The following is a 16095-nucleotide window of genomic DNA, read 5'->3' on the forward strand; positions in this document are numbered from 1 at the left end:
GCCGGGCCGCTACCAGCGGGGCGGGGCGGCCAGGGCGCGGGCGACGATCTCGTCCAGGAGCCGGGCCGTGGTGGGCACGTCCTGCTGGGAGTTGTCGATGATGGGCAGCCCCGAGCCGTACCAGCCGGCCATCCGGCCGTGGATGCGGGCGACCTCCTCGTCGCCCAGGCGGCGGTTGCCGGTGCGCTCGGCGTTGCGCTCCAGGACCACCTGGAGACCCGGCAGCAGCACCACGGGCAGCAGGCCCGGGCCGATGTGCCGCTGCCAGCCGCCGAGGCCGACGGCGGGCAGATCGGGGAAGACCGCGTCGTCGATGATGCACGAGATGCCGTTGGCGACGAAGTTGCGCGCGGCGAAGCCGCAGGTGCGGCGGGCGAGGCGGTACTGGGCCTCGGAGTGGTCGTTCCAGCCCGACTGCGGGTCGGCGAAACCCGCGCGCACCCATTCGCGGACGTCGTCGAGGCTGATGTGGGCGGTCGGGGTGTGACGGCTGTCGGCCCAGTGACGGGCCACGGTGGTCTTTCCTGCACCGGCGGGGCCGATGAGAAGGACGGCGACGGGAGGCACGCCGATGACGGGGGCGCTGGGCGGAGGTGGCACGGCCGGCATCGGTGGGTGCTGCGGGTGCTGCATCCGGTGGTACTCCGTCTCGTGCGGGTGGGTGGCCGTCGGGGGCTTAGTTTGCCCCAGCCCCGCCCTTTCACCTCCCCCAGAGGGGGTGCCCCCCACCGGGGAGACCCGGACCCCGAAGAAACGATGAAAGGGCGGGACAGGGGCACAATCCCCCCAACGCCCAACCTCAGCCCGCCAGTTCCTCCGCCAGCGCCCGCAACGCCAACCGGTACGAACCGATGCCGAAACCCGCCACAGTCCCCGACGCAACCGGCGCGATGACCGACGTATGCCGGAACTCCTCCCGCGCATACGGGTTGGAGATATGCACCTCGATCAACGGAGCCGTCCGCTGCGCCGCCGCGTCCCGCATCCCGTACGAGTAGTGCGTGAACGCACCGGGGTTGATGACCACCGGAATCCGCCCGTCCGCCGCCTCGTGCAGCCAGCGGATGATCTCGCCCTCGTCGTTGGTCTCCCGGACCTCGACCGCGAAGCCGAGCCCGGCGCCCAGCTTCGTGCACTCCTCCACCAGCCCGGCGTAGGACGTGGCCCCGTAGACGTCGGGCTCGCGGGAGCCCAGCCGGCCGAGGTTGGGCCCGTTCAGGACGAGCACCTTCCGCGCGCTCACGCCGCGATCTCCGCATGCGCGGCCAGCAGCATCGCCGGGTCCGGAGCCTCCAGCACCACCGGCTTCGCCAGCCCGTCCAGCACGATGAAGCGCAGCCGGTCGCCCCGGGTCTTCTTGTCGATCCTCATCGTCTCCAGCAGCTTGGGCCACTGGTCGCCGCGGTAGGTCACCGGCAGGCCCACGGACTCCAGCACCGCACGGTGCCGGTCCGCCGTCGCGTCGTCCAACCGCCCCGCGATCCGGCCGAGTTCGGCGGCGAAGACCATGCCGACGGAGACCGCCGCACCGTGCCGCCAGTTGTAGCGCTCGTTCTTCTCGATGGCGTGGGCCAGCGTGTGGCCGTAGTTGAGGATCTCGCGCAGGCCCGACTCCTTGAGGTCCTGGGAGACGACCTCGGCCTTGACCCGGATCGCGCGCTCGATCAGCTCGGCCGTGTGCGGGCCGGCCGGGGTGCGGGCGGCCTCGGGGTCGGCCTCGATCAGGTCGAGGATCTCCGGGTCGGCGATGAAACCGGCCTTGATCACCTCGGCCAGGCCGCTGACGTAGTCGTGGACGGGCAGCGACTCCAGCGCGGCCAGGTCGCACAGCACCCCGGCCGGCGGGTGGAAGGCGCCGACGAGATTCTTGCCCTCGGCGGTGTTGATGCCGGTCTTGCCGCCGACCGCGGCGTCCACCATCGCCAGCACGGTGGTGGGCACGGCGATCCAGCGCACCCCGCGCAGCCAGGTGGCGGCCACGAAGCCGGCCAGGTCGGTGGTGGCCCCGCCGCCGACGCCGACGACGACGTCGGTGCGGGTGAAGCCGGACTGGCCGAGCGCCTTCCAGCAGTAGGCGGCGACCTCGGCGGTCTTGGCCTCCTCGGCGTTGGGCACCTGGATGGCGATGGCCTCGTAGCCCTCGGCCGCCAGGTCCGAGCGCAGCACCTCACCGGTCTCGGCGAGCGCCTCGGGGTGCAGCACGGCCACGCGCCGGGCGTCGCGGCCGATGAGGCCGGGCAGCTCGCCCAGCAGCCGGTGGCCGACCAGGACCTCGTACGGCGCGGTGCCCGCGCTGCCGGCGACCTGGATACGGGTGGGGGCGTCCGTCATGCGTTCCTCACTGCGTGGTGTCCGGAGTGTCCGGTACGGCGATGGTGCCGGTGGTGCGGGGCAGCCCCAGCGCCTCGAGCACGGCCTCGGCGACCTGGACGGGCGTCCGGTCCCCGGTGGCCACGACGGCGCGGGCGACCTCGTGGTAGAGCGGGCGGCGCGCCTCCATCAGCTCCCGCCACCGCTGGCGGGGGTTGACGGCGAGCAGCGGGCGCGGCCTGTCCAGGCCCACCCGGCGTACCGCGTCGGCCAGTTCGACGTCGAGGAAGACGACGGGCAGGCCCTTGAGCAGGGCCCGGGTGTCCGGGTCCATGATCGCCCCGCCGCCGAGGGCGAGCACTCCGGAGTGCTCGGCCACGGCGGTGCGGACGGCCTGTCGCTCCAGCGCGCGGAAGTGCGGCTCGCCCTCGTCGATGAAGATCTCCGGGATGGGCTTGCCGGCCGTCCGCTCGATGTCGGCGTCGGTGTCCCGGTAGCCGGTGCCCAGCCGTTCGGCGAGCAGGGCGCCGATGGTGGACTTGCCCGCGCCGGGCGGGCCGACCAGGACGGCGACGGGACCCTGGGGAACGGTCACTTGATCGCCAGGTTGTCGAGGTAGCCCCGCACGTTGCGGCGGGTCTCGGCGACGCTGTCGCCGCCGAACTTCTCCACGACGGCGTCGGCCAGGACGAGCGCCACCATGGCCTCGGCGACGATGCCGGCGGCCGGCACGGCGCACACGTCGGAGCGCTGGTGGTGCGCCTTGGCCGCCTCGCCGGTGGCGACGTCCACGGTGGCCAGCGCCCGGGGCACGGTGGCGATCGGCTTCATCGCGGCGCGCACGCGCAGCAGCTCACCGGTGGTCAGGCCGCCCTCGGTGCCGCCGGAGCGGCCCGTCGAGCGGCGGATGCCGTCCTCGGTGCCCACGATCTCGTCGTGCGCCTGCGAGCCCGGCACCCGGGCCAGCGCGAAGCCGTCGCCGAGCTCGACGCCCTTGATGGCCTGGATGCCCATGAGGGCCGCGGCCAGCCGCGCGTCCAGCCGGCGGTCCCAGTGCACGTGCGAGCCCAGGCCCACCGGGACGCCATGGGCGACGACCTCGACGACGCCGCCGAGGGTGTCACCGGTCTTCTGCGCCTGGTCGATCTCGGCGACCATCGCCTTGCTCGCGTCCGGGTCGAGGCAGCGCACCGGGTCCGCGTCCAGCCGCTCCACATCGGAGGGCTGGGGGACGAGGCCGTAGGGGGCCCTGGCCGAGGCCAGCTCCACCACGTGCGAGACGATCTCGATGCCGGCGGCCTCCTTGAGGAAGGAGCGGGCCACCGAGCCCAGGGCCACCCGCGCCGCGGTCTCGCGGGCGGAGGCGCGCTCCAGGATCGGCCGGGCCTCGTCGAAGCCGTACTTCTGCATGCCCGCCAGGTCGGCGTGGCCCGGACGGGGCCGGGTCAGCGGGGCGTTGCGGGCCATGCCGTCGAGCTCGGCCGGGTCCACCGGGTCGGCCGCCATGACCTTGTCCCACTTGGGCCACTCGGTGTTGCCCACCATGACCGCGACCGGGGAGCCCAGCGAGAGCCCGTGCCGGACGCCGCCGAGGAAGGTCACCTCGTCCTTCTCGAACTTCATCCGGGCGCCGCGGCCGTAGCCCAGCCGACGCCGGGCGAGCGCGTCCGCGACCATGTCGGTGGTGACCGGAACGCCTGCGGGCAGCCCCTCCAGCGTCGCCACCAGTGCCGGGCCATGCGACTCCCCGGCCGTCAGCCAGCGCAACCTGCTCAACGGAACTCCTCCTGCTCGCGCCTCGGTACGTGCGGCGGCACGACCGACCCGCGGTGCGGGCCGCCATCCCCGATCCTCCCATGTCCCGGGCGGATTCCCGGAGGCCGGTCCGGTTCTGGCCCTTTCCTGCCGATCTTCGGCGGGCGGGAATGCGACGGGACGGGACCGGTGGGAACCGCGGGACGTCAGCGGGCCGCCAGGGCCGCCTCTCCCGCCGCGCGCATCGCGGCCAGCGGCGCCCGGGCCGCCCCGGTCATCTGCTCGACCTGGAGCACCGCCTGGTGGACGAGCAGGTCGAGACCGCCGAGGACAGTGCCGCCGCGCCGGGCCCAGGCCGCGGCCAGCGGGGTCGGCCAGGGCTCGTAGAGCACGTCGAAGAGGGTGCCGGCGTGCTCGGGGACGGCATCGGCGAGGGCGTCCGTGGCCCCCGCGGGGGTAGTGGCGATCACCAGCGGCGCCTCGAACGCCTCGGCGGCGCGCGCCCAGTCGGCGACGCGCACGTCCACCCCGAGCCGCTCGCCCCACTGCCGCATCTCGGCGGCCCGCTCCGGGCTGCGGACGTAGGCGGTGACCTCGCCGGAGCAGATCCCGGCGAGGGCGGCCAGCGCCGAGGAGGCAGTGGCGCCGGCGCCCAGGACGGCGGCGGAGGGGATCTTCTCCACGCCGCGCTCGCGCAACGCCGCGACCAGGCCGGGGATGTCGGTGTTGTCGCCGACCCGGCGGCCGTCCTCGGTGAACACCACGGTGTTGACCGCCTCGACGGACCGCGCGGTGGCGCTGACCTCGTCCAGCAGCGGGATGATCGCGCGCTTGAGCGGCATCGTCAGCGAGAGCCCGGCCCACTCGGGGCCGAGCCCGGCCACGAAGCCGGGGAGCCCGGCCTCGTCGATCTCGAACCGTTCGTACGTCCACTCCCCCAGGCCCAGTTCGGCGTAGGCGGCCCGGTGCAGGACCGGGGAGAGCGAGTGGACGATGGGCGAGCCGAGTACGGCGGCACGCTGGCGTGTGATCATTGGCCGGCCTTCTTGTGCTCCTGGTTGTACCGCTCCCGGTTCTTGTTGTGCTCCGCGTTGGTCACCGCGAAGAGCGTCTCGTTCTCGTTGATCGAGACGAAGTAGTACCAGGGGCCGGAGGCGGGTTCGAGCGCCGATTTCAGGGCGTCCATGCCGGGGTTGCTGATTGGGCCCGGCGGCAGCCCCTTGATCTTGTAGGTGTTGTACGGGTCGTCGAACTTGCGCAGGTCGTTGACCGAGCCGGTGTCCAGGGTGCTCTGGCTCTTGGCGTAGTTGACCGTGGAGTCGAAGTCGAGGAGGCCGTAGGTCTCCTTGTTGTCCGGCTTCAGGCGGTTGTAGACGACCCGGGAGATCTTGTCGAAGTCGTGCTTGTACTTGCCCTCGACCTGGACGAGGCTGGCGACGGTGATCACCTGGAGCGGGGACTTCAGGCCCAGTTCCCTCGCCTTGCCCTCCAGGTCCTGCTCGCCGTAGTTCTTCACCGCGCGGGCGACCATCTGCCGCAGGATCTCCTCCGGCTTGGTGCCCTTGCCCGCGTTGTACTGCGACGGGAAGAGGAAGCCCTCCAGCGGATCCTTGACATCGGACGAGGCGGTGGCCCAGGCGGGCAGGCCCAGGTTCTTCGCCTGGCTGTGCGCGACCCCCTTGGTGGTGCCCGGGCTGAGCCCCAGCTTCTGGTCGATCGCGGTGTAGACGGCGGCGGCGCGGATGCCCTCGCGCAGCGTCAGCAGGTTCTTGGTGTCCGTCATCATCGTGACGGCGGAGGCGGCGGACATCTCCTTGTTCAGGGTGTACGTGCCCGGCTGGATGAGCTTGCCGTTGGCGGCCTCGGTGAAGGCGCGGGCGCTCTTGACGACGCCCTTCTTCTGGAGGGCGTCACCGATCTGGGTGAGGCCGCTGCCCTTGGCGACCTCGACCTGCACCTGGCCCGAGCCCTCGCCCTCGTAGTCGGGCGCGGGGCCGTAGTTGGTCTGCCAGTAGTCGTAGGCGAGGTAGCCCCCGCCGCCGACGACGCCGAGGAGCACGACGGCGACCACCAGACAGGCCGTTCCGCTGCGGCGCTTGGGCGCCTTCTTCCCCTTGCCGACGCGGCGGCCGCGACGGGGCTCGTCGTCCTCGTCGTCGCCCCCGCCGCCCGGCAGGAGGTCTATGGCCGGGGAGGACACCGGGGCGGCCTCCGTCTTGGAGAGGAGGGGCTGTGTGCCCGTGGAGGAGCCGTCCGCCCATTCCTCGTGCGGCTGTTCCCCGGCCGGGGCCGGCTGCTGCGGGAACTGCTGTCCCTGCGGGACGGGATGCTGGCCGGTGTCGTAGGTCTGCTGCCCCTGAACGTAGGGGTGCTGTCCCGTGTCGTACGGCTGCTGACCCTGCAGGTGCGGCTGCTGCCCCGTGTCGTAGGACTGCTGACCCTGGACGTGGGGGTGCTGGCCGGTGTCGTAGGGCTGCTGGCCCTGCGGGATGGGCTGCTGACCGGTGTCGTACGCCTGCGGATACCCGCCCCCGGCGCCGTAGTAGCCGCCCGGGGCGGCGTGGCCGCTTCCGTCCTGCGCCGCGTCCCAACCGTACTGCTGCTGTTCGGGGTGCTGCTGCTGCCCGTAGTAGGGCTGCTGCTGAGCGTGCTGAGAGGGGTGTTGCGGGGGGTACTGCCCGCCCTCGTATCCCTGGTCCCCGTAGTGGGGGTCGCCGGGATTCCACGGTTGGGAGCCGGAACCCCGGCCGTACTCAGTCATCTATCCCCTAGAGCCGCACAGCGGCAGCCGGGCGCCCCCGGAGGGGCGCGGGTCCGATCGTCTGGTCCGGAATGGATGGCGTTCGAACAGCTGCCATGTCGCGCGGAAGGTTACCGTATCGCGATTAGATGACCACTTCGACGGGTTCGCCCGGAGGGCGACCAGACACCCGTTCGGTCTCCAGCGCGTTCTGCAGGATGATCACGGCCGCCGCCTGGTCGACGACCGAACGGCCCTTCTTGGAGTTCACCCCGGAGGCGCGCAGCCCCTGGGCCGCGGTGACCGTGGTCATCCGCTCGTCCACCAGCCGGACCGGCACCGGGGCGACGCGCCGGGCCATCTCCTTGGCGAACGTGCGCACCTTGGCCGCCGCCGGCCCCTCTCCCCCCTTGAGGGAGCGGGGCAGGCCGACGACGACCTCGATGGGCTCGTACTCCGCGACGATCGCGGCCAGGCGCTTGTGCGCCTGCGGGATGTCCCGCCCCGGCACGGTCTCGACCGGGGTGGCGAGGATCCCGTCGGGGTCGCACGAGGCGACCCCGATCCGGGCGTCCCCGACGTCGACGGAGATGCGTCTGCCTCGTCGCACGCTCAGGCCGCTTCCCCGACGAGACGCTCCACGGCGGCCATGGCCTCGTCCACGGCCTCCGGGTTCTGGCCGCCGCCCTGGGCGACGTCCGGCTTGCCGCCGCCACCGCCGCCGAGCGTCTTGGCCGCGGTACGCACCAGGTCACCGGCCTTGAGGCCGCGGTCGCGCGCGGCGTCGTTGGTGGCGATCACGGTCAGCGGACGGCCGCCCGCAACGGTGAACAGGGCGACGACGGCCGGACGGCCGCCGTTGATCCGGCCACGCACGTCGAGCACCAGCTTGCGCAGGTCGTCGGCGCCCGTGCCGTCCGGCACCTTGCCGGTGACCAGGGCGACGCCGCGGACGTCCTTGGCGCCCTCGGCCAGCCCGGCGGCGGCCTGGAGCACCTTCTCGGCGCGGAAGCGCTCGATCTCCTTCTCGGCGTCCTTGAGCTTGGCGAGCATCCCGGAGATCTTCTCCGGCAGCTCCTCCGGACGGCCCTTGACCAGCTCGGTGAGCTGGGCGACGACCGTGTGCTCCTTGGCCAGGAAGTTGTACGCGTCGGCGCCGACGAGGGCCTCGACGCGGCGCACGCCGGAGCCGATCGAGGACTCGCCGAGGAGCTTGACCAGGCCCAGCTGGGCGGTGTTGGCGACGTGCGTACCGCCGCACAGCTCCTTGGAGAAGTCGCCGATGGTCACCACGCGGACCCGCTCGCCGTACTTCTCGCCGAACTCGGCGATGGCACCGGCCTTCTTGGCCTCGTCCAGGCTCATGATCTCGGCCTCGACCTCGAGCTCCCGGGAGAGGACCTCGTTGATCCGCTGCTCGACGTCGGTGAGGACGGCGCCGGGGACGGCGGCCGGGGAGCCGAAGTCGAAGCGGAAGCGGCCCGGGGCGTTCTCCGAACCGGCCTGGGCGGCGGTCGGGCCCAGGGCGTCGCGCAGCGCCTGGTGGGTGAGGTGGGTGGCGCTGTGGGCGCGGGCGATGGCGCGGCGGCGCTTGACGTCGATGACGGCGTAGGCGGAGGCGCCCACGGTCACCTCGCCGACCTGGACGACGCCCTTGTGCACATGCACGCCGGGGACCGGCTTCTGCACGTCGCGGACCTCGATCACGGCACCGGTGTCGAACTTGATCCGGCCCTGGTCGGCCTGCTGGCCGCCGCCCTCGGCGTAGAACGGGGTGCGGTCGAGGACGACCTCGACCTCGTCGCCCTCGGTCGCGGCGGGCGAGGGCACGCCGTCCACGAGCAGACCGACGACCGTGGACTCGCCCTCGGTGGTGGTGTAGCCGGTGAAGTCGGTGGCGCCGGAGGCGTCGGCGACCTCGCGGTAGGCGGACAGGTCGGCGTGGCCGGTCTTCTTGGCCTTGGCGTCGGCCTTGGCGCGGTCCCGCTGCTCCTTCATCAGGCGGCGGAAGCCGTCCTCGTCCACCGAGAGGCCCTGCTCGGCGGCCATCTCCAGGGTGAGGTCGATCGGGAAGCCCCAGGTGTCGTGGAGCAGGAACGCCTTCTCGCCGGCGAGGACCGTGCCGCCGGCGGCCTTGGTCTCGGTGACGGCGGTGTCGAGGATGTTGGTGCCGCCCTTGAGGGCCTTGAGGAAGGCGGCCTCCTCGGCGAGCGCGACGGTCTCGATGCGCTTGCGGTCGGAGACGAGCTCCGGGTACTGCTGGCCCATCGTGTTGATGATCACGTCGAGCAGGTCGGCGACGACCGGGCCGGTGGCGCCCAGCATCCGCATGTTGCGGATGGCACGGCGCATGATGCGGCGCAGGACGTAGCCGCGGCCCTCGTTGCCGGGGGTGACGCCGTCGCCGATGAGCATCACGGAGGTGCGCATGTGGTCGGCGACCACGCGCAGCGAGACGTCGGAGGCGTCGGCGGCGCCGTAGGCGACCCCGGTGAGCTCGGTGGCCTTGTCGATGACGACGCGCAGGGTGTCCGTCTCGTACATGTTGCGCACGCCCTGGAGGATCATGGCGAGGCGCTCGAGGCCGAGACCGGTGTCGATGTTCTTGGCGGGGAGGTCGCCGAGGATCGGGAAGTCCTCCTTGCCGTCACCGGCACCCCGCTCGTACTGCATGAAGACCAGGTTCCAGATCTCCACGTACCGCTCGTCGTTGACGGCCGGGCCGCCCTCGGGGCCGAACTCGGGGCCGCGGTCGTAGTTGATCTCGGAGCAGGGGCCGCAGGGGCCCGGGACGCCCATGGACCAGAAGTTGTCCTTCTTGCCCAGGCGCTGGATGCGCCCGGCGGGGACGCCGACCACATCGCGCCAGATCCGCTCGGCCTCGTCGTCGTCCTGGTAGACGGTGATCCAGAGCTTCTCCGGGTCCAGCCCGAAGCCGCCGTCGGCCACGGGGCTGGTCAGCAGCTCCCAGGAGAGCTTGATCGCGCCCTCCTTGAAGTAGTCACCGAAGGAGAAGTTGCCGCACATCTGGAAGAACGTGCCGTGCCGGGTGGTCTTGCCGACCTCCTCGATGTCCGGCGTGCGGACGCACTTCTGCACGCTGGTGGCACGGCTGAACGGCGGCTTGACCTCGCCGAGGAAGTACGGCTTGAAGGGCACCATGCCCGCGGGGACCAGGAGCAGCGTCGGGTCGTCCGCGATGAGCGACGCCGACGGCACGACGGTGTGTCCACGCTCTTCGAAGAAGCGCAACCAGCGGCGGCGGATTTCGGCGGACTCCATCAGTGGTCCTCTTTCCGGGTGAGCGAGTGGTGGGAGTTCTGTGGTTCGACGACCACGAGGTGCGGCCGCTGTCCGGGGAGCGCCCGGGGCTCGGGCTCCGGCGCGGCCGCCAGACCGAGCGCGTCCTTGAGCGCCGCCTCGCGGTGTGCCATGCCGTCGCGGATGTCGAGGGCGAAGAGCTTGACGCGACGGCCGGCGAGCACGGCACGATCGGCGGCCTGGAGCGCCAGGCTCTCGGGCGTGAGCTTGTCCAGGGTGCGGTTGACCTTGGTGGTGGCCCACACACCGGCGGCCACACCGGTGGTGAACCAAAAAGCACGGCGGAACATTTCTGGGTCAACCCTTCCCACGGGTACGGCGGCCGCCGCGCCGGGCGGACGGCAGTTTCTTGCCGACGGTCCTGCCGGTGAACACCCTCTGCTCGGTCTCCGCCGGGCCGCCCTTGCGGCCGATCGCCCGCCGCACCCCGTAGCCGAAGGCGGCGACCTTGACCAGCGGGCCGCCGAAGGCGGAGGAGACGGTCGAGGACAGCGCGGAGGCGTTGGCCGTGACCTCCTGGACGTCCGCGGCGATCGAGTCGACGCGGGCGAGCTGGGTGTGGGCGGAGCGGACGGTCGCGGAGGCGTCGGCGAGGAGCGGGACGGCCTGTTCGGTGACGTCGGCGACCAGCTTGGTGGCGGCCTTCAGCGTCTGGGCCAGACGGACCAGGACCAGGGCGATGAAGGACACCAGGATCGCCCAGAAGACGGCCACGAGGATCCCGGCCACCTCTCCACCGGACACTGCACCGCTCCCTGCTCGTCGTCGCTGGTCACACAGCTGGTCACATACGTAGAACGTCGGATACCGACCTTATCGCGCCGGGGGTGACCTCCCGTACTCGGTTTCGGCCCCGGCCGCACCGGAAAACAACGGCGGCCCGCCACCTCGCCCGCCAGAGGGCGGGGAGACGGCGGGCCGGCCGGAGAAGGAGGCGCTATGTCCGACTTAGCGGGCGTAGTACTCGACGACGAGCTGCTCGTCGCAGATCACCGGGATCTCCTTGCGGTTCGGCTCGCGGTCCAGGCGGAAGGCCAGCGCGGCCAGGTTGACCTGGAGGTAGCGCGGGGTCTCGCCGTCGGCGGCGAAGCCACCGGCGCGGGCCGTCTCGAAGAGGGTCTTGGAGCGGCTGCGCTCGCGGACCATCACGACGTCGTCGGGGCGGACGCGGAAGGACGGCTTGTCGACCTTGCCACCGTTGACCTCGATGTGGCCGTGGACGACCATCTGGCGGGCCTGGTAGATGGTGCGGGCGATGCCCGAACGCAGGACCAGGGCGTCGAGACGGCGCTCGAGCTCGACGACCAGCGCCTCGCCCGTCTTGCCCTCGGCCTTCTTGGCGCGGTCGTAGGCGCGCGCCATCTGGCGCTCGCTGATGTCGTACTGGGCGCGCAGACGCTGCTTCTCGAGCAGACGGACCTTGTAGTCCGAGTTCTGCTTGCGGCCACGGCCGTGCTCGCCCGGCGGGTAGGGGCGGGCCTCGAAGTACTTGACGGCCTTCGGCGTCAGCGCGATGCCGAGCGCACGAGACTTCTTGACCTTGGGACGCGACTGGTTAGGCACGTTCTCCAGACCTCCGAAATAGGTTAGGTTAGGCTCACCTTACTCAAGGAGATCGCATGTCTCGCCCGGGGAACACCAGTCACATCACGGACAACACGAAGAAGGCCGACGCTCTCGATGGCGCCGACGTGACGGAGGTCCGATCAGATCGTGGTCAGCCGCGTCCCAGCGGACTTGAATCCGCCCGGATGCCGTCAGCAGCCGAGCGCACACGAACTCTCGTACAGAGTACATGCTCCGCGGTGCTGCTCGTGCCCGGGCTGGAGAACACCCGCCCCGAGCAGATCTCCCCCGAGACCCGCAGCGTGGGCCGCGACGGCGACGTCCACCTCCTCTTCCCGGCCGACTCGCCGGCCGTACGGGCCGCGACGCACGCCCAGGACGGCGACCTCCCGGCGGTCCTGGAGCTCACCGACGTGGCCCCGGTCTCCGTCCCCAACCGCATCCGGGGACGCGCCTGGCTCTCCGGGTGGATCACCGTCGTCCCCGGCGTCGCCGAGCCCGGTCGCGTCATGGTCCGGCTGGAGCTGGGCGAGGTGTCCGTGGACGACCTCTGGGGCGCGGAGGGCGTCGACCCCGACGCCTTCGCGGCGGCCTCGCCGGACCCGCTCGTCGACTACGAGACGGAGCTGCTGCAGCATCTGCACTCCGGCCACGGGGACCAGGTGCACCGGCTGTGGCGGCTGCTGGGCGAACACCGCACGGCCGCCGGGCCGGACGACCGGGCCGTGCCGCTGGCCCTGGACCGCTTCGGCCTGCGGGTCCGCTTCACACGGAGCGGCGACGAGGGGTCCCGGACGGACCGCTCCTTCGACGCGCGCTTCGAATTCCCGGAGCCGGTGCGCGACGTGGCGGGCCTGCGGAGGGCGATGCACCGCCTCTTCGACGCGACGGAGGATTGACTCCCGCCCTGCCCTTTCGCCGGACGGGCTGATTCGTGCCCGAGCACGCGCTTCAGCCCGTCCGGCGCTTGAGGACGAACGCAGGGGGCGGGCCGACGGCTCACTCCCCCTTCAAACGCTGCCGCACCCGCTCCACCACATCCGCGTACCGCGCCTCCGCCCCGTACCGCGTCGGCTCGTAATACCGCTTCCCCTGCACCGCATCCGGCGCGTACTGCTGCGCGGCAACGCCCCCCGGCAGATCGTGCGGATACACATACCCCTGCGCATGCCCCAGCTTCTCCGCCCCCTTGTAATGCCCGTCCCGCAGGTGCGCCGGCACCGCTCCGGCCAGCCCCGCCCGCACATCGGCCAGCGCCGCGTCGATCGCCAGATACGCCGCGTTGGACTTGGGCGCGAGCGCCAGGGCGATGGCGACCTGGGAGAGGGTGATCCGCGCCTCGGGGAAGCCGATCATCGCGACCGCCTGTGCGCCCGCGACCGCGGTCTGGAGCGCCGTGGGATCCGCCAGCCCGATGTCCTCGCTCGCCGAGATCATCAGCCGCCGGGCGATGAACCTCGGGTCCTCGCCCGCCTCGATCATCCGGGCGAGATAGTGCAGCGTGGCATCCACGTCCGAGCCGCGGATCGATTTGATCAGCGCGCTGGCCACGTCGTAGTGCTGGTCCCCGTCGCGGTCGTACTTCACCGCCGCCCGGTCGACCGTCTCCTCCAGCGTCTGCAGGCCGATCTCCGCCTCGCCCTTGGCGATCGCCGCTCCGGCGCCCGCCTCCAGGGCGGTCAGCGCCCGCCGTGCGTCGCCGCCGGCGATCCGCAGCAGGTGCGCCTCCGCGTCCGCGGCGAGCGTGACGGCCCCGCCGAGGCCGCGCTCGTCCGTGAGCGCACGGCGCAGCAGCCCCCGCAGGTCGTCGTCGGTGAGCGCCTGGAGGGTGAGCAGGAGGGAGCGGGAGAGCAGGGGGGAGATCACCGAGAAGTAGGGGTTCTCCGTGGTCGCCGCGACGAGGGTGACCCAGCGGTTCTCGACGGCCGGGAGCAGGGAATCCTGCTGGGCCTTACTGAAGCGGTGGATCTCGTCGAGGAAGAGGACGGTCTCCTGGCCGTAGCCGCCGGAGGCGCGGCGGGCACCGTCGATGACGGCCCGCACCTCCTTGACCCCGGCCGTGATCGCGGAGAGCTCGACGAAGCGCTTCTTGGTGGCCTGGCTGACGACGTATGCCAGCGTCGTCTTGCCGATGCCGGGCGGGCCCCAGAGGATCACCGAGGAGGGCCCGGCCGGGCCGCCGCTGCCCTCCCCCACCAGCCTGCGCAGGGGCGAGCCCGGCTTGAGCAGGTGCTGCTGCCCCACGACCTCGTCGAGGGTACGGGGGCGCATGCGGACGGCCAGCGGACTGCTCGCCGGATCCTTCTCCTGGCGGTCCTCTGCGGCTGCGGTGAACAGGTCGGGCTCCACACCGAAACCCTAAGCCCTCCCACTGACAGCGCTTCGAACCGCCGATCGGATCAGGACCGGCCCGTGATCAGGACTGACCCGTCCAGAACGACCACCAGTTGGTGAGGATCAGCAGCCCGATGACGCCGATCCACAGCACCGGCAGCACCCAGTGGAACTCCAGCACCGCGCGCCGCGCACCGTCCGGCAGCGGGATGAAGCGGTGCCGGACGTTCTGCACCAGCACGTAGCAGAACATGACGATGGTCGCGACCCAGGCCAGGCAGCACCACAGGCAGAGCGAGCCGATGACGTAGAGCGACTGGTACTGGAGCCAGCTGCAGAACGCGACGCCGAAGAGCGTCCCGGCCTGCATGCCGAGCCAGTACCAGCGCGGGAGGCGGGCCCCGCCGAGCAGCGCCAGACCGATGGCGATGATCACGCCGTAACAGACCAGGCCCAGCCACGGGTTGGGGAACCCGAAGGCCTGTGCCTGCTTGCTCTCCATGATGTTGCCGCAGGAGACGATCGGGTTGAGGCTGCACCCGGGGGTGTAGGTCTTGCCGTCCGCCTTGGCCTCGAGGATCTTGTTCTTGTCGAGCGTGATGACCCAGGCGGCCAGCAGCCCCATCGCCCCGGTGACGACCAGCAGCAACGCGAACGCACGGCTTCCGCCCACCGTGCCCGGGGCGGGGCCGCCCCGCTCCGAGCCGTCGGTGTCGGAACGGTCAAGTGCCGAGGTCGTCATGTGGCGTAGTTCCCATCAGTCGGTCGCGGTGCCGCCCATTCTGCACCAGGGCGGGCGCAATCAGCCCTGCTTGGCCAGGAGTTCACTCACGACGGTGTCGAGCGCGACGGCGGTCTGCTCGCTGCTCTCCAGGTCCTTGAGCTGCACCACGCCCTCGGCCAGGTCCCGTTCGCCCGCGACCAGCGCGAAGCGGGCGCCCGAGCGGTTGGCCGACTTCATGGCGTTCTTCAGGCCCTTGCCGCCGAAGGCGAAGTCCGTGGCGACGCCGGCCCGGCGCAGCTCGGTGACCACGCCGAAGAGGACCCGGCGGGCCTCGTCGCCCAGCGGCACCGCGTACACCTGGGTGGGGGCGGGCAGTTCGAGCTCGATGCCCTCGGCCTTGAGCGCCAGCACCGTGCGGTCCACGCCGAGCGCCCAGCCGACGGACGGCAGCGCGGGGCCGCCGATCATCTCGGAGAGCCCGTCGTAGCGGCCGCCGCCGCCCACCGCGGACTGCGAGCCGAGGCCGTCGTGGACGAACTCGAAGGTGGTGCGCGTGTAGTAGTCGAGGCCGCGGACCAGCTTCTCGTCGTCCTCGAAGGCGACGCCCGCCGCGGTCAGCAGCTCGCGCACCCGCTCGTGGTACTCCTTGCACGCCTCGCAGAGGTGGTCGCGGAGCATCGGGGCGCCGACGAGCTGCTTCTGGACGGACTCGCGCTTGTCGTCGAGGACCCGCAGCGGGTTGATCTCGATGCGGCGGCGGGTGTCCTCGTCCAGATCGAGCCCGCGGAGGAACTCCTGGAGCGCGGCCCGGTAGGCGGGGCGGCACTCCTTGTCGCCGAGCGAGTTGAGCAGCAGCCGGAAGTTGCGCAGGCCCAGCGACTTGTACGCGTCGACGGCCAGGATGATCAGCTCGGCGTCCAGCGCCGGGTCCTCGGCACCGATGGCCTCGGCGCCGACCTGGGAGAAGTGGCGGTAACGGCCGGCCTGCGGGCGCTCGTAGCGGTAGTACGAGCCGGAGTACCAGAGCTTGACCGGCAGGTTGCCGGCCTTGTGCAGGTTGGCCTCCAGCGCGGCGCGCAGCACGGAGGCGGTGCCCTCGGGGCGCAGCGCGAGCTCGTCGCCGCCGCGCGTGGTGAGGGTGTACATCTCCTTGGTCACGATGTCGGTGGACTCGCCGACGCCGCGGGAGAACAGCTCGACCTGCTCGAAACCGGGGGTCTCGACATAGCCGTAACCGGCGCGCCGCAGCGGCGCGGAGATCGCCTCGCGCACGGCGAGGTAGGTCGCCGAGTCGGGGGGCAGGAGGTCGTAGGTGCCCTTGGGGGCCTTGAAGGTGCTCACGGAA

Annotated in this window: 16 protein-coding genes; 1 reads left to right on the forward strand and 15 read right to left on the reverse strand. The window is 71.8% G+C overall.

Features of this window, described 5'->3' with window-relative positions; genetic code table 11:
• Positions 1-9: 9 nt before the first annotated feature.
• The 12 genes from AB8735_RS08150 to rpsD form a co-directional block, all read right to left on the reverse strand.
• Positions 10-729: an AAA family ATPase gene (locus AB8735_RS08150; RefSeq protein WP_372406364.1), complete on the reverse strand. Its 720-nt coding sequence runs from the start codon at positions 727-729 to the stop codon at positions 10-12.
• Positions 730-799: 70 nt separating this feature from the next.
• Positions 800-1243, reverse strand: coding sequence for a type II 3-dehydroquinate dehydratase (gene aroQ / locus AB8735_RS08155; RefSeq protein WP_344029629.1), 444 nt, complete (start codon positions 1241-1243; stop codon positions 800-802).
• Positions 1240-2331 carry a 3-dehydroquinate synthase gene (aroB, locus tag AB8735_RS08160; RefSeq protein WP_344029626.1) on the reverse strand — a complete coding sequence of 364 codons (1092 nt, stop codon included), beginning with the start codon at positions 2329-2331 and terminating at the stop codon, positions 1240-1242. The genes aroQ and aroB overlap by 4 nt, the downstream gene beginning before the upstream one ends.
• 7 nt (positions 2332-2338) lie before the next feature.
• A complete protein-coding gene (locus tag AB8735_RS08165) occupies positions 2339-2905 on the reverse strand; it encodes a shikimate kinase (protein WP_372406366.1) in 567 nt (188 codons plus the stop codon).
• Complete coding sequence (gene aroC / locus AB8735_RS08170) at positions 2902-4086, reverse strand: chorismate synthase (RefSeq protein WP_344029620.1); 1185 nt, start codon at positions 4084-4086, stop codon at positions 2902-2904. The genes AB8735_RS08165 and aroC overlap by 4 nt, the downstream gene beginning before the upstream one ends.
• Before the next feature lie 185 nt (positions 4087-4271).
• A complete protein-coding gene (locus AB8735_RS08175; RefSeq protein ID WP_372406368.1) occupies positions 4272-5099 on the reverse strand; it encodes a shikimate dehydrogenase in 828 nt (275 codons plus the stop codon).
• A complete protein-coding gene (gene mltG, locus AB8735_RS08180) occupies positions 5096-6826 on the reverse strand; it encodes an endolytic transglycosylase MltG (RefSeq protein WP_372406371.1) in 1731 nt (576 codons plus the stop codon). Before mltG ends, AB8735_RS08175 begins: the two co-directional genes overlap by 4 nt.
• A gap of 124 nt (positions 6827-6950) precedes the next feature.
• Positions 6951-7415: a Holliday junction resolvase RuvX gene (gene ruvX, locus AB8735_RS08185; RefSeq protein ID WP_344029612.1), complete on the reverse strand. Its 465-nt coding sequence runs from the start codon at positions 7413-7415 to the stop codon at positions 6951-6953.
• A 2-nt stretch (positions 7416-7417) separates the two neighbouring features.
• Entirely contained in the window at positions 7418-10087 is a 2670-nt protein-coding gene (gene alaS, locus AB8735_RS08190; RefSeq protein ID WP_344029609.1) for an alanine--tRNA ligase, read from the reverse strand.
• Positions 10087-10416 carry a DUF6167 family protein gene (locus AB8735_RS08195; RefSeq protein ID WP_344029606.1) on the reverse strand — a complete coding sequence of 110 codons (330 nt, stop codon included), beginning with the start codon at positions 10414-10416 and terminating at the stop codon, positions 10087-10089. The genes alaS and AB8735_RS08195 overlap by 1 nt, the downstream gene beginning before the upstream one ends.
• A gap of 7 nt (positions 10417-10423) precedes the next feature.
• The gene (locus AB8735_RS08200) at positions 10424-10870 is read right to left on the reverse strand and encodes a DUF948 domain-containing protein (protein WP_344029603.1); all 447 of its coding nucleotides are present in this window, start codon (positions 10868-10870) and stop codon (positions 10424-10426) included.
• A gap of 204 nt (positions 10871-11074) precedes the next feature.
• Positions 11075-11689 (reverse strand): 30S ribosomal protein S4, encoded by a 615-nt coding sequence (gene rpsD / locus AB8735_RS08205; RefSeq protein ID WP_344029600.1) that lies wholly within the window; start codon positions 11687-11689, stop codon positions 11075-11077.
• A 188-nt stretch (positions 11690-11877) separates the two neighbouring features.
• Here rpsD and AB8735_RS08210 point away from each other — a divergent pair, with 188 nt between their 5' ends.
• On the forward strand, positions 11878-12591 hold the full coding sequence (locus AB8735_RS08210; RefSeq protein ID WP_372406382.1) for a DUF2470 domain-containing protein: 714 nt from the start codon (positions 11878-11880) through the stop codon (positions 12589-12591).
• Positions 12592-12691: 100 nt separating this feature from the next.
• Here AB8735_RS08210 and AB8735_RS08215 read toward each other — a convergent pair whose 3' ends face one another.
• From AB8735_RS08215 to hisS, 3 genes are all read right to left on the reverse strand, one after another.
• Complete coding sequence (locus AB8735_RS08215) at positions 12692-14041, reverse strand: replication-associated recombination protein A (RefSeq protein ID WP_344029594.1); 1350 nt, start codon at positions 14039-14041, stop codon at positions 12692-12694.
• 67 nt (positions 14042-14108) lie between these two features.
• Entirely contained in the window at positions 14109-14768 is a 660-nt protein-coding gene (locus AB8735_RS08220) for a vitamin K epoxide reductase family protein (RefSeq protein WP_344029592.1), read from the reverse strand.
• A 60-nt stretch (positions 14769-14828) separates the two neighbouring features.
• Positions 14829-16091: a histidine--tRNA ligase gene (gene hisS / locus AB8735_RS08225; RefSeq protein ID WP_344029589.1), complete on the reverse strand. Its 1263-nt coding sequence runs from the start codon at positions 16089-16091 to the stop codon at positions 14829-14831.
• Positions 16092-16095 lie beyond the last annotated feature (4 nt).

It is taken from the genome of Streptomyces luteireticuli, assembly GCF_041519305.1.
GTDB classification, from domain to species: Bacteria; Actinomycetota; Actinomycetes; order Streptomycetales; family Streptomycetaceae; genus Streptomyces; species Streptomyces luteireticuli.